A 19,895-nucleotide genomic window follows, 5' to 3' on the forward strand; every position below is an offset into this window, starting at 1 on the left:
AGATCATACTTAGGGATGCATTTTTCGCTTATTCTTTGTTTGTATCAACTAACTCTTCTTTGTAGACGTCAACAATTTGAACAGGCTTATATTGGAGATATGAATCCTTCGATTTTACCTCATGGGTATCTGGATCGAAATCAGTAAATAAGTCGAGCTGTGAATCTTCTGGAACGACTAAACCATTATCAGTCTGCTCGCCTTCAACAATCGACTCAAAAGTCTGAGTTGTGCGCTTAACCCAAATCCGGCCTTCTTGCTTATATGAAGCCCATTCACTGAACACGATAGGCTGATCATGAACGTTCTTATAAGTCAGAGTGTTGCCTTGGACCATGTTGGCGAAAATTATGGTTTTAGCACTTTTCAAAACCTTAGGTTTGCCATGTTCTAGTTGCCCCTTTGCTTTGAGTCCTCTAAGATAGTTCACCGCAAAGGTTTGGTACAATATCAGAGTTAGGGGTAAAGTCTTGAAGTGGGACATATTCCCATGTTGATTTAGGGTTGTGCTGGGTGACCTTCTTAATGCCTAAAGTAGCACGAGCGAACTTTGTTTTGATATATTTTAAGCTATTTTCAGCCTCAAGCTTATTTTCAAAAGGTCCAATACTAATAAATGTATCAGTGGCTCCAATGAGCGGAGTACTTAATACTTCGCCTATTGCACCAGACCCATTCGCTTCTGGCAACATTACTTTATAAGCACCAACATATTCATTAGAAATAATATACTTCTTTAAAATGTATCTGTATATTCTAGTTCCACCAATCCTGCCTATAAATTTATAATAGTTTACCGTTTCTTTAGGCTTTTCGACAAATACCTCAGGCAATTTATCGAAGGCATTTGAAACGACCATATTACCCGTTCCTTTCCCTAACTTATTCTTAGCTTGAGGGAATTCTTCGAAGAACTGGTCAGTAAAGCGGTATAAACCACGAGATGAAACAAGGTCACTTAAAAAGTGTTTACTATTTAAAACTACTTTTTTTGTGATTGAATTTAGCTGGACAAATGGTGTAAATACCCCTATCGCACCATAATCTTTAGTCGCATCTCTAAGTGTAATAGCTACGCCGCCTTTTATATCAGTCCGCGGGAAAATATTTGAACTAATCTGATCATAAAGAATAACTTTGACATGCGGGTCAGAGAGCATCTTCTTGTTCCATGCTTTAGGCGTCTGACCAGCATTGAATAAGAATCTACCTGGTGTAATTAATGTAACCAAATTAGATAACTTATATGATAAATCCATAAAGCTATTATAAAGGGGTTCCGATCTTGCCATTTCCCCTTTGCCCTCTTGCTGATACGGCGGATTACCGATTACGACGTCGAATTTCATGTTTCCAAATAGCCCCTCAATCTTTTTAGCTTCAGCATCAACGTCGGTCTTAGCGTTCTTAATAATATTTTCGACGTATTCCGCGTTAACATCCCAATCTGAATTGTATCCTCTCAGAGTCCGGGTCGCAATTTCCTTTGCCATCGGTGTCTTAGCCACAACAAAGATGTTTTCCCGCAGAATCTTCTGCCAAATGAACTGCTCGTCGATCAAACTAAACTTACCAGCTGTCTAATCATTCATCTTCTGGAATTCCTTCCAGTACAGGGATGCAGCCGCAAACAACGGATAAAGCCCTGTCTTGGCGTTGATCTCTAAAATACGGGTATTCTCATGATAAACCCGCTCTGTATTTTCAGATGATACCCAGTGCATCGCAGATTTGCCATCAACATACTGAGTCTCATAATCGTCGTCATAATAGACAAGCCCGCCAATCGTCTTACCCAAATGCATGTTAACCACGCGCCATGGCGTAAGCACGGTTTCCTTGTCAGGATTTCTAAAAGTCCCGAAAATATCTGCAATCTTTTCCACCCGGTCAAGTGGATCAGCCTTATCAAGCTCTTTTACCCGTCTTCTGATTATCTTGCCAGCTTCAATGAAGATCTCCGAGTCATAATACGGAATAAACTCCTTGAACATTTCCTTCGTGACATCAGCAGGCATGAATTCCTTCCAAGATACATCGTCAACCCGGTTCATGAATTGCTGAATTGACACGTCTTCATCAAAATCAATGTCCATCCCGTAGATCATCATTGGTATTCTAATCGAAATACCACGCAAAATCGAGATCAAAGCTCGTCGCTGATGCTTAAGAGCATTAACCTTGTCGAGAGCTTCTTGCTCTTCTTTGGTACGCTCTCTTGGCTTTTTCTTCTTGGCCTTTCTTGCTGTCTCTGACTCTTTATCGGTCAAGCCTTGATTGTTGATGTCAATCTTTGTCTCTTGCTTTTCTTTCTTGGTTGTCCCAACAATCGCCTTCAGCTTGTTGAACTTATCAAGAATGTCTTGACTCTCAATATTCAAGAGCTTGTCTGAATAGATAGAATTGTCATCAAAACCAGACCGGACAGCTCTTTCCGCGTATGCCTTCTTGAGCTTGGTGAGCAGCGTGTTCACGTTGTAAACATGCATCTTATTGCCCTTCTCACCGATAATCGGCAAGAAGTTGAGCAACTTAGTCATCCGCTCTTCCTGTTCACCGCTATTCAGCTTACCAGCACCTGTCGACAAGCTGCTTGCTTCGGCCATAACCGTCAAAGCCCGGTCTGGTGCAAAGTCGAAAATGTAGCAGTTAGTCTTCTGACCGAAAGTCTCTGACGCATATGGAGTCTGCGCTCTGAAGGCTGCCTGCAGATATTGCATGGCACTGTTGGTGTTTGACAAGAACAAAACGCCAGTCCAAGGCTTAATCGTTACCCCAGTAGTCATCTTCCGCACTGTTAAGGTAATCGTCTTAGTTGTTGCTGGATCGGGATCCATTGCCCGGTTAACGCGTTCTACATCGCTTTGACTGGCTTCTTCATCCGCCGTCTTGTCTCCGCGAACCACGTTAATTACTTTATAACCTTCTTCATGGAAGACTGTGCCTGGTTCATTAAGCAAGTCTTCCAAGGCGTTACATTCTTTAATCCCTGGCAAAATCCACAAAGTGTGCCGTAAGTTGTTCCGGAAAGTCCGGTTGGCAAATGGATAATTTGTTGGACCAGGTGATGTAATGTTCTTTAAGAACTGGCGGACATTCTTCTCATGTACAAATTTGCCATTCTCATCAGTCCGGAAGAACTCCTTGAAGTTAAACGAGTATCTCCCTAAGCCATCCCCGGTAAAGTTGATGTCTTTGAAGTGGTCACTCATCTCAAAGGTGTACATGGAAACCTTTGGCAGACTCTCGTATGGGTTGACTTCATTCGGGTGTTCTTCTGACCAGGCAAGCTTTGCTTCCTGCTCCATTGTGTAGTCCCAAGTGAAAATCTGCTCTTCGTCATAGTCAGACAACAGGTTAAACGGAGTACCGGACAATTCCAAAAGCTTGGTTGTCCGCTTGTTTCTTAATACAGCATCAAGGACATTTTGTGCCAGGTCAGTCTGTGTCCCTTCGTGGGCTTCATCAACAATAACCAAGTCCCAGGCAACTGAGAAGACATCGTGGTTCTTATCGCTAACCTTGCCACCGATTTCTGTTGACCCCCGCAGGTCTTGAATGGAAGCAAAGTAAACGTATGGCTGGCCTAAGTTTTCCAGTTCATCAACTGATCTGTGGCCCCGGTTTCTAGAACCGTAGAGATAGCCAGCCTTAGTCATGCCAATCTTGTTAAAGTCTTCAAACCAGCCCTCGTTAACTACCGGCCGGTGGGTCATAATCAGGACCTTCTTGTACTTAGACTCTTTTACTAAGCTCAAAGCAGTGATGGTCTTACCAAAGCGCATTTTTGCGTTCCAAAGCATACGGTTGTAGTGCTTGTATGCGGCCTTAGTCTTGTCGATGGCATCTCTCTGCTCTGGTCTAAGAGTGATCTTAACCTCAATTGGCTTTTGCTGCTTAGGAGCTTGGTTATCAAGCTCAATGGCACTCTTACCATCTTTGACCGCTTGAATCGCCTTTTTGGCAGTTTCAAGATCGACCTTGTACCACTCGTTGCCTTCCAACCCTTCAGCATGCTTGATCCCAGAACGCTTTAAGACATCATGAACTGCCTCATCTCCAAACCATCTCTTGGTTACTGGTGAGTAGCCCAATTCAGCCCATTCAATGACGTATGGTACGCCACCTGTTCCCATGTACTGCTTAACTCGCTTATCAGCACGAATACGCAGATAATCACTATTAGGTCTTAAGTCGTTGTTAAAGTCTTCTTCAATAGATGCCTTGCCAACTTTTCGTGCCCCAATATAGGCTGGCCAATTTCCACTTGAATTATCAGCAGTTTGAATGTAAACCAGTCTTCTCTCAGAAGAAGAGTAATTAGTTTCTCTTTCCGGCTCAATAAACTCATCTGAACTGGTATTGACATGGATGTCGTAATATTTGTGGGCAAAATCAGCGAGCAGGTAGCGAATGTTTTTCAGCTCTTTTAAGCCGCTTTCTTTAGTGGCCGTTTCTTCCAAAGCATGTGCTTGAACATTCCCACTGCGCTTAACTTCGTAAAAGACGCTAATAGCCCGGTCAGTAACATAGGCACCCTTCCGCAAGCGAGTCAAATTATCGTTGAAAGTCGCGCGCTCGTCAACCTGCAAGTATTCCAAATCCATGATATCTTTAGTAAGCTCTTCCGCGATCTTTCTAACGTTGATCACTTCTTCAGAATAGTATCCATCTGCATACAGCCTTTCAGCATTTACCGCATTGGCATAATACTTTTGGAGATCATCCTCATTTTTTAAAAATTCGAAATTACTTTTCATTTTCCCATACCTCAAATTAGCTATTTACCATTATAAAGTAATAAAGCAATTTTGGCGATACACCTAAAAAAGGCTAGGACCAACACAAAGTCAGCCTAGCCTCTGTTTATTTTTCGCTTTACTCCAGCCCCAACCATTTTCTGTTTCTTTCCTCGATCTCCCGGGTCTTCTCCATAGTCAAGCCGCCCGGCATGATCCCAATCGAGGTCTTGTACAAAATAAAAACGCGGGCCAGCTTTAATCCAGTCCGCGCTTATTTTCCGCCCGTCATACCCCAAAACGATGGTTGTGTTTCAACCAGTCCTTGACCAATTCCTTGCCAACAGCATAAATGCCGATCAAGAGAACGGTCGCGATCAACAATGCAAACATTTCCTCTGGATAGATAGAAACGACAATTGCAAATACAACGAATGCTACAAAGCATACCAACAAGTCAATAATCTTCTCGCTAAGCATCATAATCACCCGATTTCTACGGGGCTTAGCAGGCGGTTCTATACTTATATTATACGCCAACTTCCTTGAAAACGCACTCTTGCCCCAGCCTTATTGCCTTAGCATCCGGCCGGTGGCCAATAAATTCCGTCTTGGCGATTGGGACATTTGCTGGCAGCAGGTCCAGGAGAATTTCTTCTAGCAACTGGCTTTCCTTTAACTTGTCCAGCTCACTGAATGTCCCCAGTAAAACGCCGCTGATCTGGTTAAAAATCCCGGTCTCCCGGCACTGCTCAAGTAAACTAGCTACCAGCTCCGGCTTCCCCCGGTAGGCCTCCAGCAGTAAGATGCTGCCAGTAAAATCGGGCCAGTAAGGCGTCCCCGCCAGTTTCAGCAGACAGCGGAGGTTGCCCCCGTAAACTGGCCCTGCCATTTCACTGCCCCGGACAAAAGTCACTTCTAGCTCATCGAGCTCTTTTGCTGCTTCTTTTCCAGCCAACAAGCGGTCAAAATAGCCGCTCTTCAGCAAATCCTTGTTGACCAGGCAATTGCGCAGCTGGAAGTTGACCGCTTGGTTGCCGTTTTTGGCCAGGGCTGTCAAGATCGTCGTCAAATCGCTGTAGCCGTAAAAGACCGCCTGGCTGTCCTTGATCTTTCCCAGATCCAAGGGCCCTAAAACCGTATTGGCCAAGTCCCCGCCAGAAATGTCAAAAATATGCCCCATCTCTGGATCTAAGAAGAAACTTTCCAGTTCCCTGGCCCGCTTTTCTCCCCGGCCAATTAAAGTATCATCAGTCAAAAATTGACTGACCACGACTTCCAGTCCCCGGTCTTCCAGGATCTTTACCAGCTGGTCAACAACTGGCCGATATGCTGCTTTTAAGGGATTTGAACACCCAACCAGGGCTGCCTTCATCATGCTGCCTCCTTTTCACATAAGAAAAATTATGTAAAGCTAGTCTGCTATTGCCGCAAACCCTTCGGATAGTAATTCTTCAGCTGTCCCTTGCCAGAGAGTTTCCCAAAGCTGAAAATCATCCCCCGGCAGGAAACCAAGACGAAGCCCTTCAAGCTGCTATTTACTTGCAGGCTTTCCCCGTGCAGGTAATGGTCATACTCTTCTTCAGTCAGGTCAACCACTCTTTCCTGGTCAACTTGCCCTAAAACTTCCGCCAGCTGGTGGCTTGGCTCAAAGCGCTTCTTCTTCAAAATTCCCAGTTCCAGACCGTTGTTTAATACCTTGATCCCTTTTAATTGTTCAGGTTCAAGGGCCGGGACAAAGACGTGATCCTGGCTCTTCAGCATCTGGCTTGGCCAGGAAGCCAGACTTTCCGGCCAGTTAAAGCCGGCAATAGCTTCACTGATATAGCCGGACTCTTCCTTGCTTGGCCGCTCCAGGCTGCTCCTATTTCCTTTATTCTTGCCTTTGCCCTTTTTCTTCTTGTCCTTGTTTTTTCTGACCGGAGAGAAATCTTCTCCTGCTTCAGCTGCAAAGCTTTCTTCGCCAGCTGCCTTTTGCAGGCTGGCGACAAACTGCCCTTCACCAACACCGTCTTGTGGCCAAAAACGGGCACAGTTTGCTAAACTTGCATCCCCGTTGCCCCATTCCGGCCGGCCTGGCGCGGCTTTCTCCGCCGCAATTGGCAAAAGCTTAAAGCCATATTCATCCAGCAGCCAGCTGACGATTTCCTCGTCTTCTTCTGGTGAAAAGGTGCAGGTCGAATAGAGCAAATACCCGCCTGGCTTCAGCATCTTGACCGCTTCAGTCAAAATTTCCCTTTGCCGGTCCGCGCAGAGGTCGACATTCTCCTGGCTCCAGTACTTGATGGCGTCCTCGCTCTTTCTGAACATCCCTTCCCCGCTGCATGGCGCGTCCACTAAGATCGCGTCAAAAAATCCCGGGAAACGGGCGCTCAAGGCAAAAGAATCGCAGTTGGTAACGACAGCGTTTGCTACGCCCCACCGCTCCAGGTTTTCCCGTAAAATTTTAGCCCGGGACGGCGAAATTTCATTGGCGACCAATAAGCCCGCACCTTGCAGCTTCTGGGCTAAAGCCGTGCTTTTCCCGCCTGGGGCCGCGCATAAGTCCAAGACCTTGTCGCCTGGCTTAACCGGAATTGCTTGGGCCGGGAACATGGCTGCCGGGTCTTGCGAGTAAACCAGGCCAGCTGTCCATTCCGGGTCCTTGCCGGAGACTTCACCGTAATAAGCGTTAGGGATGCCGGGCACCGCCTCTTCTTGCGGGTATGCCACGGCTCCTTTTTTCAAACTGTTGATCCGGTAGGCCTTCTTGCTTGGCTCTGCTAAAGAGTCAAGCAGCTTGCCGGCTTCTTCCTGGCCAAGCAGACCCGTAAATTTCTCCTTAAACTGGTCTGGGATCTCAATCATCCTCCTGTTTCCCCTTTCTGTACATATAAACCATCATTCCAACATATACTGCCAGTTCAACCACGACTGTCCCTAGCAAAAGCAGGCCTAAAATGCTCCGGTTGCTGTAGTAGGCCTTCCACACCAAGAGGAAGTAGGAGGCAAAAGCTTCCAGGACCATAAAGACGATAAAACGCCCGCTCCGGTTCAAGAGGAGGTTGGACAACAAGTCCCCCTTGACACGGCTCAAATCCGCTTCTTTCCAAGTCAGCCAGGCAATAAGGCCCATCAAAAGGACCCCCACGCCCAGCAAAAAGAGGATCAAGAGGGCTTCTGGCATGAGAAGCGTCAATCTTCTTTGCCGGCCCCGCTTGACGAAGTCCGGCCAGTAGGTCTCACTCTTCAAGTGGCTGGCGATCTTGCCGATCGTCTGGCTGCTGGCGTCCACGTACAAGGTAAAGTGGTTTATCCGGCTTTGCCCGGTTTCCTGCTTAACCCCCGTGGTCAAGTAGTAGGCCTTGCTGGACTGGTATGGCACAGCTTTAAGGCTGCCGACAACGGAATAGTACTGGCCGTTAGCAATCAAATAAGTATTGCCCTGGGTCTTGATCTGGGAAGCCGCTGAGGATGGGGAGACCGCCGCGATGGTGACCTGCCCCTTAAAGTCATCTTCACTGAAAAAGCGGCCACTGGAAACAGGGAAATAGTTGAGGTCCCGGTTTTGTGACCAGATCAAGACCTGGTTCTTGTCTTCCTTGCTCTTAAACTGCATCTGAATGCTTTCCTTAGGAAATTCTTTCTTGATCCACTTAAGGAAGGAAGCAATTGTCATGGTCTTCTTCGGCTTGACGATCCGGGCCTCCATGCTCATCCCCTGCGCCTGCAAAATTTGGTCAGCTAACTGGGACTGCATGTTGGAGCAGACGATGCCGATCATGATGAAGAGGAAAAAGGTGGACAAAATAACAAACAGTTTGTGCCTTTTCATCAGCTCACCTCAATAAACTTTTCCTTGATAAAGTCGTAAGACTTAAAGCTGCGGTTGATCTTTCTCAGTTCGCTGGATTTGGCGAAATGCTTTCTGGTCCAGAATTCCGGGGAATTGGTCACCCCTTTTTCCCCGATGAAAAAGAGGCGGGCAGCTGGAGCGTAGTGCTGCTTGGCAGCGATTAGTTCCAAATCCGCCTGGCCGAAATTCGGTGCCCAGGAGCAGAGAATCATGTCGCAGGTCGCGTACTTCATGACTGCCTGGTCAGCTGGCAGGTTTTCAACTGGGTAAAAAGGCTTCTTCCCGGTCTTTGAACTTTTGGACCATTCTAAAGAATCCGTGGCCCAGACTTGAATCCCGGCCTCGCTCAAGGCCTTAGACCAGTAGCCATTGCCAGCCATAACTTCCAGGGCAGTTTCAATCCCTAATTCGTTTTTAAAAAGTTGGGCCGTCTCCATGTTTGGCAAAGACCAGATCCCATATTCCAGGGACAGGTACTGGCGGACATTGTTCAGCAGGTTGTTTAAAGCCCGCAGGTCCTTGATCTGGCTGTCGGGCAGCTCCCAGGTCAGCTCGGCAAAACGGTCATCACTGATGCCTAAGCCGTCTGGCGCGAACAGCAGCATCCGCTGGCTAGATACGCACTCATCGATCATTTTAATCTCGTGCACTTGCCGGTCCAGTTCCGGATCAGCAAATTCCTTGGCTAAGGCAGAAATTTTATCAATAAATTGTGTCATATGCATTCCTCACCAGTTGATTTTATCATTTACCGGCGTTTTGAGGTAGCCTGGATGATTGCAAAAAAAGACCCGGCTATTATGCCAGGTCTAAACTAATCAATTATTTTACAGATCTGCCGCCAGGTCGGCCATTTCTTCGTCGACCCCGTTGGCCAGCAGCATGTCACGCGTCTCCAGCTTTGCTGCATTTTTCGCTTGCACCGGCTTTGGAGCCGCAAGACCAGTTGCCTGCTCGGTCATCTTGTTGCTGACGCCATTGGCAATCATGGTGTCCATCAACATAGTTTCTTCCTTGCTTCTCACTTTAACCAGCCTTCTTTCTGTAAAGCGCTTTTTTACTTAAGATGATTATAGCACCATTTTAAGCGTGAAAGCTGATTTTATGCCAATAGCAGCGATTTCCTTATTTTCCAAACTTCTGCCGCTATTTTCCTAAAAATTTAACCCTTCCTAGTCTCCGTCCGGCAAAAATGCAGCAATTGCCGCGGTTAAGCCGGTCACAATTGTTTCCAAAGCCATTGATGGCTGATTTGGCCGCTTGACCACCTGCTCTGGCAAAAAAGGGATATGAATGAAGCCCGCCTGCATCCCCGGATGTTCTTTTCTCAAGCTCTGCGCGTAATACATGACATGGTTGCAGACAAAGCAGCCGGCCGTGGTCGACACATCAGCCGGGATGCCAGCCGCTTTAATCGCTTTGACCATTTCCTTAACCGGCAGCTGGGTGAAGTAAGCCGCTGGGCCCTCCGGATCAATCGCCTGTCCTTCCCGCTTTTCCCCGCTATTATCCGCAACCGGGCAATCATCATAGTTGATGGCGACTAGTTCTGGAGTCAAGCATGAGCGTCCGCCCGCTTGGCCCACGTTTAAGACAAAGTCCGGCTCTTCTCTTTCAACTGCTGCTTGCAGCTTCTCCTCGCTTTTCTGGTAGCTGGTCGGCAGCTGCAGCTTGATAATCTCACAGCCAGCGATTTCGTCTGGCAGCAATTTCACTGCTTCAATGGCTGGATTGATTTTTTCATGGTTGAAGGGGTTAAAACCTGTCACTAATACTTTGGTCATTATTGTTCCTTTCTTGAAAAAAAGACCCGCTTGCGAGTAAACTAGATTCATATCCAAAGAATAGAAAGTGGGTCCAACATGTTTTTCTTCTTCCTTGAACCAGTTTTAATCTACAACTGGCTCCTTATCCTGGCCGCGGTTATCCCCGCCATCTTCTTGATGATCAAGGTCTACCAATCTGACCGGCTGGAGCCGGAAAGCCCCTACCTTTTGCGGAAAATGGTGACCGGAGGCATCTGGTCAGCGGTGCTTGCCGGCATCCTTGAATGGGTCGCTAATGGCGTTTTAACTTCTTTCGTCTCGCAAAAAGACCCAATCTACAACGTCATCATGTACTTCGTGATCGTTGCCTACGCTGAAGAAGGAGCCAAGTACTTCTTCTTAAAGCGCCGGTCCTGGTTCAGCCGGGAATTCAACTGCCAGTATGACGGGGTCGTCTACGCTGTCTTCGTGGCCCTGGGCTTTGCCCTCTGGGAAAATATCTCCTACGTTATGATCTACGGCTTCTCTACTGCCTTGGTCCGGGCCGTGACGGCCATTCCCGGCCACGCCTGCTTCGGCGTCTTCATGGGGATCTTCTATGGCTTGGCCCGCGGCTACGCCTACCTGGGCAAAAACATCCGGTCCAAGTTCTTCCGCCTTTTGGCTATCGTGGTGCCAGCCGCCCTGCACGGCAGCTACGACTACGTGGCTTCCCTTAATTCCGCTGAAGGACAGTGGATCTTCCTGGCCTTCATCGCTGTCCTTTTCTTCATCTCCTTCCATCTGGTCAGCAAGATGGCCAAAAACGACAAGTACTTCCAGATTGACCGGAGGAATTACCGCTTCTAAACTTGATCAGTTAGTAAAAAATCTGTCCCTGCCTCCCTGGCAGGGGCAGATTTCTTTTTGCCCAAATTCTTTTTAGTCCAGTTCTGCCAGGTCGTATGGCGTTTCCTGGTAAACGGCGTAGTTGATCCAGTTGCTGAAGAAGGTTGAGGCGGCCAGACTCCAGGTCAGGCGGGGCTTTTTCTCCGGATCGTCATCTGGGAAGTAGTTAACCGGCAAAAGCGGATTGATACCAGCTTTCACGTCTCTATGGTATTCCTCAGACAAGGTGTCTCTGGAGTATTCCAAATGGCCGAAGCTGTAGATCTGCCGCAGATCTCTACTTGCCGCGATTGCAACTCCGACTTCCGGCCCCTCCGCCAAAATCTGCAGACTACACTTCTTTAATTGGTCTGGGTAAATTGTGGTATAGCGGGAGTGTGGACAGCGGTAGGAGTCGTCAAAGCCGCGGAGAAGGGGGCTGGTCCCCACTACTTCCTGCTCATAAATGCCGGACAGCTTCTTTTCCAGGGGCTGCTTGTCAATCCCAAAGTGGTAATATAGCCCGGCCTGCGCCCCCCAGCAAAGGTGGAGGCTGGAGTAGACATGGGTCTTGGACCATTCCATTAGCTGGCAGAGCTCGCTCCAGTAGTCGACTTCCTGGAAAGGCAGCTGCTCAACCGGAGCGCCAGTAATGATCATCCCATCATAGCGCTTGTCCTTGATATCAGTAAAAGTCCGGTAGTAGTTTTCCAGGTATTCATTGGAAGTATTTTTAGACTTGTGGCTGGCCATGTAGAGGAATTCCACTTCTAGCTGCAAGGGCGTATTGGCCAGGTGGCGGAGCAATTGCACTTCCGTGTTGGCCTTCTTAGGCATCAAGTTCACCACCAGAATCTTTAAAGGCCGGATGTTCTGGGTCCGGGCTCTTTGCGAGTCCATAACAAAAATATTCTCCTGCCTTAACACATCAATGGCGGCTAACTGTTTGTCTAAAGTAATTGGCATAGTGCACTCTCCTGTCTGAATTCTTTTGTTTAATTTACCATTCTTTCTAAAAAAATGCTAACAAAAAAATTAGATTTTTAAACTTTTACAAAACGAAGAAAGTCCGCCAAAGCGGACTTTCTCAAGCAGACATCTTGTCAAATTTACTATTTTAAAATTAGCCTTCAATGTTGAAGACAACGGACTTGACCCGGGTCATGGCTTGAATGGAGTACTTAACCCCCTGTACGCCTGCTCCGGAGCTCTTTACGCCCAAGAATGGGAAGTTGTCCGGACCTCTTTGGGTCTTGTTGTTGATGTGGACCGTGCCCACTTCCAATTTCCCGGCGATGGCAAAGGCCTTTTCAAAGTTCCGTGAGAAGACTGAGCTTTGCAGGCCGTATTCTGATTCGTTAGCGATCTTGACAGCTTCATCATCAGACTTGACGCGGATGAATGGCAATACCGGCCCAAATGGTTCTTCCCAGGCCAGACGCATGTCGGTCGTCACTTGGTCCATCACCATTGGGTAGATCAGGTTGCCTTCGCGCTTGAAGTCAAACAAAGGCTTAGCGCCCTTTTCTTCAGCTTCTTCGATCAAGCCTTGGACGTAGTCGGCAGACTTGGTGTCGATCAAAGGAGTGATGTCGGCATTGTCTTCTGGCATCCCGACCGTCAAATCCTTAACCAGGGCAGTCACCTTTTCGATCAATTCGTCAGCCACGCTGTCCATGACCAGAACCCGCTTAACGGCAGTACAGCGCTGGCCGGAGTAGCCAAAGGCGCCGGCAACGATATTTTTGGCCGTCAGGTCCAGGTCAGCGTCTTCCAAGACGATAGCCGCGTCCTTGCCGCCAAGTTCCAGCATGATTGGCCGCATCCCGGCTAGTTTGCCGATGTTCTTGCCGACAGCACTGGAACCGGTGAAGTTGATGAAGTCAACTGCCGGGTGTTCAACGATGTAGTCGCCGATGACCCGGCCCCGGCCGGTAATGGTGTTGAAGACGCCGGCTGGCAAGCCAGCTTCCGCGAAAGCCTTAGCCAAAAGCAGACCGGAGATTGACCCTTGTGTCGGCGGCTTGAAGGCAACAACGTTCCCGCCCATCAAGGCTGGAGCGATCTTTGAGCCGGCCAGGTTGACCGGGTAGTTGAATGGAGAAATTGTCAAAACCAGGCCGACTGGTTCCCGGCGGACAACAGCCAGCTTGTTCTTGCTTGCCGCGTCAAAGTTGCCGCCTTCCATGACTTCCCCGTCCAAAGTTACGCCGACCTTGGCCGTGTATTCCACGATTTCCGCCGTCCGGGTTACTTCGCCGATAGAGGACTTGAGGCCCTTGGCGATTTCCTTGGACAAGGTAGAAGCAATCTTTTCCGCATCCCGGTAAAGGATGTCCGCAGCCTTTTGCAAGTACGCGGCCCGTTCAACGTATGAGAGGGCCCGCCAGGCTGGAAGGGCCTTCTTGGCGCTGTCCATTACGTAGTCCACGTCTTCGTGGGACATGGCCGGTACAGTGCCCAGGGACTTGCCAGTTGCTGGTTCGAAAATTTCAATCGCGTCAGCGGAGTCCCGCCATTCGCCATTGACATAGTTTAAATAGTGTTCTGTCAAGAGAGCAACTCCTTTCATGGATGTAATCACATTTACATTTTAATGCTTTTCTAACCATTTTCAAGCCTTTTTGCAGAAAAAGTACCTACCAATTTTATAATTAGAGCAGACCATGCTGCTTCAGGTACTGGCGGGCCACCTTGCTGGCGCTCTCGTGCTTGACGGTCACCTTATAGTTCATTTCCTGCATTTCAGCTTCAGTGATCTTGCTAGCAAGCTTGTTCAAGCTTTTGACGACGCCGGGATGCTTTTTGGCAAAAGAGGTTTTCATCAGAGGCGCCCCTTGGTATGGCGGGAAAAAGCTCTTGTCATCCTTCAAGGCGACTAAGTCATACTGCTTGATCTGGGGGTCAGTCGTATAGCCGTCAACGACCGCGACCTTGCCGCTGGCAATTGCCTTATAGCGCAGGGCAGGCTCCATAGTTTTAACCTTGAAGTTCAAGCCGTATTCCTTCTTTAAGCCCAGATAGCCGTCCTGCTGGTTGGCAAAGTCCGGGTCAAAAGCAGCAGTTAAGCTAGTATCCACTTTCGCCAAGTCGCTTAAGCTCTTAATATTATTTTTCTTGGCAAATGCCTTCGTAACCGCTAAGTCGTAGCCGTTCTGGTAGTTCATTGGCGGCAGGTAAGTCAGCTGGTCCTCTTCAGCCATGAGCTTTTTAGCCAGCTGGTAAGTTTTAGCCGGATCATGCGGAGTAGCTACTTTCTTTTTAGCCAGGCCCTGCAGAACCGTCCCGGTAAATTCTGGATAGATGTCGATTTTGCCCGTCTTTAAGGCATTGAACAGGAAGCTGGTCCCGCCAAAGTTGTTCTTGAGGGTCACCTTGACATGAGGATTATCCTTTTCAATCAAGTCCTTGTACATGTTGATCAAGATGTCTGGTTCACTCCCCAGCTTGCCGGCGATGACGACCTCCTCTTGCTTTGGGGCAAGAAGCTTCGGAGCCTGGCTAACTCCTAAGCCAATGGCAAAAATTGCCAGGACGGCGGCTGTGACACGGAAGTGCTTTTTTGATGAGGCCATAAACTTGAGCAGGCCGGACATGGCCAAAGTCAAGACAGCTGACAGACCAGCCCCAATCAAGAGATAGGTGTTGTTGTTTTGCTGGATCCCGATCATGATGTAGGTCCCAAGCCCGCCGGCACCGATCATGGCCGCCAGGGTGGCCGTCCCGATGATCATGACCAGGGAAATGCTGACGCCGGAGAGAATCATCGGCAGGGCCATGGGGAATTCCAAGCGGGATAATTTTTTCCAGCGGCTTAAGCCAAAGGCATCGGCGGCTTCTTCCAAGTTAGGATCGATATTTCTTAAGGCCGAGTAGGTATTCTGGTAGATTGGCATGATCCCGTACGCAGTCAAGGCGATCAAGGCCGGAGTCGTCCCGATTCCGACAAAAGGGATCAAGAGGCCGAGCAGGGCCAGACTAGGGATGGTCTGGATGATGCTGGTGATCTGGAAAACCACTTCCCCGGCTCTTTTCGTGTGGGCTAGGAGCATCCCTAAAGGAATGGCAAGCAAGCAGGACAGCAAGAGGGCTTCCATGGATAAGAGCAGGTGCTCACCTAAAGCCTGCCAGATCTGCCCTTGGTGCGACGATATAGTATTGATCAATTCACTCATCTCTTAGTCCCCCAATTTTCCAAAATAGTGCAGCAGGTCGCTGACCGCGATCTGGTAACCTGCTCCCTGGTAAGCAAATTGCAAAAAGCCAGCTTTTTCAGCTAATCCCGAGACTTCTTCGACTTTTTCTACCTGTGGCAGATTCTCTTCTGTAATTCTATTTACGTATGGGCTGGCCAAAAGCTCAGGCATAGTGCCCAGGCGCGGCCGGGCGCTCTTGAAGAAGTCAGCCACAAAGGAGTTGGCAGGCTTTTGCACGATTTCTTCCGGGCTGCCGACTTGCAGCAGGCAGCCATCCTGGATCACCCCGATCCGGTCCCCTAAACGCAGGGCTTCCTGCATGTCGTGGGTCACGAAGACAACCGTGGTCTTGCTTTGCCGGTGCAGGTCAAGCAGGAGCTCTTGCTGCTGGCGGCGCAGGACCGGGTCTAAGGCACTGAAGGATTCATCCATCAAGATCATCTTGGGCTGGCTGGCCATGGCCCGGGCGATAGCGACCCGCTGCTGCTGGCCGCCTGAAAGTTCTTTGGGCAGGCGGGAGATGTACTTGTCTCCGTCCAGGCCAACCTGGGCCAGTAAGTCTAGGGCCCGCTTTCTCCGCTCAGCTTTTTTGACTCCGGCTTCTTCCAGCTGGATAGTGATGTTGTCGCCAACCGTTAAGTTAGGAAAAAGGCTGCTAGTCTGCAGGACATAGCCCATATGCAGGCGGAGCTGGCGCAGGTCGTGGTCTTTGACCCTTTTGCCGTCTAAGTAGACATCGCCATGGGTCGGTTCTGTTAAACGGTTGATCATTCTGAGCAGGGTCGTCTTCCCGCTCCCGCTGGGGCCGACTAAGACAAAGAGCTCTCCGTCATTGATAGTAAGATTTATCTGCTTCAAGATGACATTGTCTCCATAGGTCATCCCGACATCACGGTATTCGATCATTTTCTCCTCCATCTCGCAGGGCATTCATGTAACTTAAATGGTTTCTTGACTTAGCATAAACCCTTTCTTAGCCCTTGTAAAGGTAAAAGCTACAGCTTCCCTCTCTTTCTTGGCCAGGAATCTATAATCGTTTCTCATTCCTCTATCTTGGGCCCGCTAGTTATAAGAAAAGTGTAAAAGTATGACTATTGCTTAGTCGGCATCTTCCAGGCGGATTTAAGATCCATTCTGCTCTTGCTGACAAAGAACTTGCTTTTAGCAACTTCAGTTACTATACTGGTAACTAGATAAGTTACATGATTTGCTAAATTATTTGGGAGAGAAAAAATAAATGAAAGTATCAACCCGTTTTAGCGACAGCATTCATCTTTTGGCCTTTTTGGTGATCTACAAAGGAAAGACCACCCTGTCCAGCAACATCATCGCCAGTTCTTTAAATACTTCGCCGGTTGTGGTGAGACGGTTAATGTCCAACTTAAGGGATGCCGGCTTTATCAAGACGACCCATGGGTCACCGGACCCAGAGCTATTAAGGGAGCCAAAGGATATCAGCCTGCTAGAGGTCTACCTGGCAACTGAAGGAAAAAGCCCCCTTTTTGCCATCGATCACGAAACAAATCCCGACTGCATCGTTGGCGGCAATATCCAGCCGACCTTGACCGACTACTTTTCCCACGCGGAGATCGCGGCGGAGGCGGTTTTAGGCAAGATCAGCCTGCAGGACGTGATCGACACGATTTTGGTTAAGGAAGCCGCGAAAAAGCAGGCAGAAAACGGTAAAGAAGAATAAGCGGATAAAAAACAGATTGCGAGGAAGCGAAATGAAATACACGATTACTGGCGCAACCGGCCACTTAGGCAGAGAAGTCGTTAAGGAATTAAGTAAATTAACTGACACCAAGAATATCCGCCTGGCTGTCCGCAGCCCGCAAAAGGCGGAAGATTTTGCAAAAGCCGGCTATGAAGTCATGCACAGCGACTACTACAATGTTCCATCAATGGTCGAAGCTTTTACCGGGACAGACGTCCTGATTTACATTCCCAGCATCACTTATAACGTGGGCAAGCGGATCGAGGAATTCGAGAATTCTCTTAAAGCGATGAAGGAAGCCGGAGTCAAGAACCTGGTTGACGTCAGCTTTTTTGCTGACCAGGCCAATAATCCCTTCCAGATGGCTGGTTACTACGCTTACCTGCCGGCCCGTTTAGCCTCTAGCAAGTTGTCCTATGCCGTAGTTAAAAATTCCCTCTACGCTGACCCCCTGGTCCCTTACCTGCCGGAATTAATTGAAAGAGGCAACGTGATTTACCCGGTTGGCGACCAAGCAATGAGTTTCATCTCAAGAAAAGACAGTGCAGAAGCTATTGCCAATGTCGCTGTCCGGCCATATCTTAGAGACAAGGGGCAGAACTACCTTTTGACCCAGGAAAAGAACTATAACATGGTTGAATTAAGCCAAATCATGACTGAAGTTACTGGAGAAAAGATCGGCTACCAGCCAGTCAGCCTGGAAGAATTCGCGGATATCTACCGGGCTGAAGGCGACGGGGATGAACTGGCCTCCATGTACAAGGCGGCAGCCATGGGCTTGATGGACGGAGTTACTGATGACTTCACCCGGATCACGGGCCATGTTCCGCAGAATATGAAGGACTTTTTGGCAGAAAACTATAAGAAGTAAGATGAATCAATTTTAACAGCAAAAGAAAAGGATGCAGCTCTAGTAAGTTGCATCCTTTTTGTCTTATTTTCAGATATATTGTTTAGTTTTCTCATCAAGGACAAAGATCTCACTGTAATAAGATCTCATATCCTCAGCGGAAATCACTTGACCAAGATCAATATTTTCCCACAGTGCCTCAGATTGAATGCTTTCCAGCAAGTCATAGGCAGACCTGTGTCCATATAAGTCATAGACTGAGCCGATAATATCAGCAGCCATCTGATCACTTTGCAGTTCCTTGTAATCTTGTACTGCCCGCTGATCTATTGTAATATCGCCGACAATACCACGCTTATTCTGGTAATGCTTTTTGACTTCTGTTACGACTGGACCATATTTACTAGCCACAATATCACTGGCAAAAAGCCGTCTCCCCGTTACCGCTAAGCTAGCTGCCTGGATGTAATAGAGAAGCTTCATAGCTTTCATCTGCGTTAATTCTTCTGCATTAAGATCAAGCCGCAGTTCGGCATTATTTCTTACTCGCAACCAGTTCACAATCTTAAGAGCACTGTAGGTCATCTTTCGTCACCACTTAATCTATTACTTATCCAGTCCTTTTACGCCCTGCTTCAACCTTTGCATCCCGTCGATTACCAATTCTTTCGGGCAGGCCAGGTTAATCCGGACGAATTCATGCCCGTTGCCCCGATAGCCGTTCCCCGCGGAGATGATCAAGCCCGTCTTCTCCCGCAAGTACTTGCAGAAGTCCTCCGCGTTCATCCCAAGAGCACTAATATCAACCCAGGCCAGGTAGCTGGCATTTGAGTCAAGTACCTTCACTTCCGGCACTTCTTTTGCCAAAAATTCCCGGGCATAAGCAAAGTTATCCCGCAATACTCGCTTGAGCTCACGGAGCCAGTCATGGCCTTCTTCATAAGCGGCAATTGCTGCCGAGATAGCCAACAAGTTTGGTTCCCCGATGCCCGCTAGGAAAAAGCTCTCCTCAGCCCGGGCGCGCAAATCCGGGTTAGTGATGATCGCACAAGCCGCGTGCAGAGCGGCCAAATTGAAGGTCTTGCTTGGTGAGATCAAAGAAACTACCCAGTTTTTGGCCTCCCCATCTACCGTAAATGCAGGCGTAATGTCATCACCCGTCAAAACCAAGTCCCCATGAATTTCGTCAGAGATCAAGAGGACCTGGTGCTTGGCGCAAAGTTCCGCGATCCGCTCGACTTCCTCTTTGCTCCAGGCGTAGCCAATTGGGTTGTGAGGGTTGCAGAAGACCATCATCCGGACAGATGGAGTCGCCAATTTTTCTTCCAAATCAGCCCAGTTAACCGAGTACTTGCTATTTTCATAGATCAAGTCGCTGGAAATTACCCGCCGGCCATTGCCCTCAATGACAGAGTAGAACATGTTGTAGACCGGTTCTTGAACCAAAACTTGGTCGCCAGGGCTGGTGAACTGCCGGATCATGGCAGAAATTGCTGGAACGACGCCTGAGGCGAAGACGCACCAGTCTTCTTCTGGCCGGGCATGGTGCTCAATTTCCTCCCAACCAGCTACTGCCTTATAGTATTCAGCTGGCACGCTTTCGTAGCCAAAAGCAGCTACCTTGAGCTTTTCTTCCATACTGGCCAGGATTTCCGGCGCGATCTTAAAGTCCATCTTAGCAATCCACATCGGCAGCTCATTCTCTTTTAAGCCGCCCCACTTGATGGAATTGCCCTGCCGCTTTGGCACATGGGTAAAGTCATATTGCTTCTCTGCCATTTTTGTCACCTCAATAATCAATTGTCTTTTTCGCTATCTATTTTATCTACAAGGTAAGCATCTTCGCTCTCCAGATTTCAAAAATAATTATATCATCAAGCCAACAAGCCGCTCTCTCACCTTGTCTAAAACGAGAAAAACAGGTT

The 19,895-nt window shown here is 48.3% G+C and carries 17 protein-coding genes and 1 pseudogene; 3 read left to right on the top strand and 15 right to left on the bottom strand.

Going from position 1 to position 19,895, the window contains the following annotated elements; all coding sequences use genetic code 11:
• Positions 1-28: 28 nt before the first annotated feature.
• The 9 genes and pseudogenes from ACLUXO_RS08510 to pcp form a co-directional block, all read right to left on the bottom strand.
• A complete protein-coding gene (locus ACLUXO_RS08510; protein ID WP_412137185.1) occupies positions 29-430 on the bottom strand; it encodes a methylase in 402 nt (133 codons plus the stop codon).
• 16 nt (positions 431-446) lie between these two features.
• Positions 447-4,760: pseudogene (locus tag ACLUXO_RS08515) on the bottom strand (Eco57I restriction-modification methylase domain-containing protein); the annotation flags it as partial.
• 267 nt (positions 4,761-5,027) lie between these two features.
• Positions 5,028-5,219: a hypothetical protein gene (locus tag ACLUXO_RS08520; RefSeq protein WP_412137186.1), complete on the bottom strand. Its 192-nt coding sequence runs from the start codon at positions 5,217-5,219 to the stop codon at positions 5,028-5,030.
• A 49-nt stretch (positions 5,220-5,268) separates the two neighbouring features.
• Positions 5,269-6,117 (bottom strand): LD-carboxypeptidase, encoded by an 849-nt coding sequence (locus tag ACLUXO_RS08525; protein ID WP_412137187.1) that lies wholly within the window; start codon positions 6,115-6,117, stop codon positions 5,269-5,271.
• 44 nt (positions 6,118-6,161) lie between these two features.
• Positions 6,162-7,586, bottom strand: coding sequence for an RsmB/NOP family class I SAM-dependent RNA methyltransferase (locus ACLUXO_RS08530; protein WP_412137188.1), 1,425 nt, complete (start codon positions 7,584-7,586; stop codon positions 6,162-6,164).
• On the bottom strand, positions 7,579-8,553 hold the full coding sequence (locus ACLUXO_RS08535; RefSeq protein WP_412137189.1) for a hypothetical protein: 975 nt from the start codon (positions 8,551-8,553) through the stop codon (positions 7,579-7,581). The genes ACLUXO_RS08530 and ACLUXO_RS08535 overlap by 8 nt, the downstream gene beginning before the upstream one ends.
• Positions 8,553-9,293 (bottom strand): SAM-dependent methyltransferase, encoded by a 741-nt coding sequence (locus ACLUXO_RS08540; RefSeq protein ID WP_412137190.1) that lies wholly within the window; start codon positions 9,291-9,293, stop codon positions 8,553-8,555. The genes ACLUXO_RS08535 and ACLUXO_RS08540 overlap by 1 nt, the downstream gene beginning before the upstream one ends.
• 108 nt (positions 9,294-9,401) lie before the next feature.
• Positions 9,402-9,599, bottom strand: a complete 198-nt coding sequence (locus ACLUXO_RS08545; protein ID WP_412137191.1) for a hypothetical protein — start codon at positions 9,597-9,599, stop codon at positions 9,402-9,404.
• Positions 9,600-9,746: 147 nt separating this feature from the next.
• Entirely contained in the window at positions 9,747-10,358 is a 612-nt protein-coding gene (pcp, locus tag ACLUXO_RS08550) for a pyroglutamyl-peptidase I (protein WP_412137192.1), read from the bottom strand.
• A gap of 78 nt (positions 10,359-10,436) precedes the next feature.
• Here pcp and ACLUXO_RS08555 point away from each other — a divergent pair, with 78 nt between their 5' ends.
• Positions 10,437-11,189, top strand: a complete 753-nt coding sequence (locus ACLUXO_RS08555) for a PrsW family intramembrane metalloprotease (protein WP_412137193.1) — start codon at positions 10,437-10,439, stop codon at positions 11,187-11,189.
• A gap of 72 nt (positions 11,190-11,261) precedes the next feature.
• Here the strand turns inward: ACLUXO_RS08555 and ACLUXO_RS08560 are convergent, their stop codons facing one another.
• The 4 genes from ACLUXO_RS08560 to ACLUXO_RS08575 all read right to left on the bottom strand — a co-directional run bounded on the left by ACLUXO_RS08560 (position 11,262) and on the right by ACLUXO_RS08575 (position 16,309).
• Positions 11,262-12,173 carry a homoserine O-succinyltransferase gene (locus ACLUXO_RS08560; protein ID WP_412137194.1) on the bottom strand — a complete coding sequence of 304 codons (912 nt, stop codon included), beginning with the start codon at positions 12,171-12,173 and terminating at the stop codon, positions 11,262-11,264.
• 157 nt (positions 12,174-12,330) lie between these two features.
• Entirely contained in the window at positions 12,331-13,761 is a 1,431-nt protein-coding gene (locus ACLUXO_RS08565; RefSeq protein ID WP_412137195.1) for an NADP-dependent glyceraldehyde-3-phosphate dehydrogenase, read from the bottom strand.
• Positions 13,762-13,861: 100 nt separating this feature from the next.
• Entirely contained in the window at positions 13,862-15,382 is a 1,521-nt protein-coding gene (locus ACLUXO_RS08570; RefSeq protein ID WP_412137196.1) for an ABC transporter permease/substrate-binding protein, read from the bottom strand.
• Positions 15,383-15,385: 3 nt separating this feature from the next.
• Positions 15,386-16,309, bottom strand: coding sequence for an ATP-binding cassette domain-containing protein (locus ACLUXO_RS08575; RefSeq protein ID WP_412137197.1), 924 nt, complete (start codon positions 16,307-16,309; stop codon positions 15,386-15,388).
• Between the two features lie 331 nt (positions 16,310-16,640).
• On the opposite strand from ACLUXO_RS08575, the gene ACLUXO_RS08580 reads away from it, so the two are divergent.
• Positions 16,641-17,099 (top strand): Rrf2 family transcriptional regulator, encoded by a 459-nt coding sequence (locus ACLUXO_RS08580; RefSeq protein ID WP_412137198.1) that lies wholly within the window; start codon positions 16,641-16,643, stop codon positions 17,097-17,099.
• Between the two features lie 31 nt (positions 17,100-17,130).
• Positions 17,131-17,991, top strand: a complete 861-nt coding sequence (locus ACLUXO_RS08585) for an SDR family oxidoreductase (protein ID WP_412137199.1) — start codon at positions 17,131-17,133, stop codon at positions 17,989-17,991.
• 69 nt (positions 17,992-18,060) lie between these two features.
• Here ACLUXO_RS08585 and ACLUXO_RS08590 read toward each other — a convergent pair whose 3' ends face one another.
• On the bottom strand, positions 18,061-18,555 hold the full coding sequence (locus tag ACLUXO_RS08590; RefSeq protein ID WP_412137200.1) for a Panacea domain-containing protein: 495 nt from the start codon (positions 18,553-18,555) through the stop codon (positions 18,061-18,063).
• 21 nt (positions 18,556-18,576) lie between these two features.
• Entirely contained in the window at positions 18,577-19,749 is a 1,173-nt protein-coding gene (locus tag ACLUXO_RS08595) for a MalY/PatB family protein (protein ID WP_412137201.1), read from the bottom strand.
• Positions 19,750-19,895 lie beyond the last annotated feature (146 nt).

Source organism: Lactobacillus delbrueckii subsp. bulgaricus, from assembly GCF_046938665.1.
Lineage (GTDB): Bacteria > Bacillota > Bacilli > Lactobacillales > Lactobacillaceae > Lactobacillus > Lactobacillus delbrueckii_C.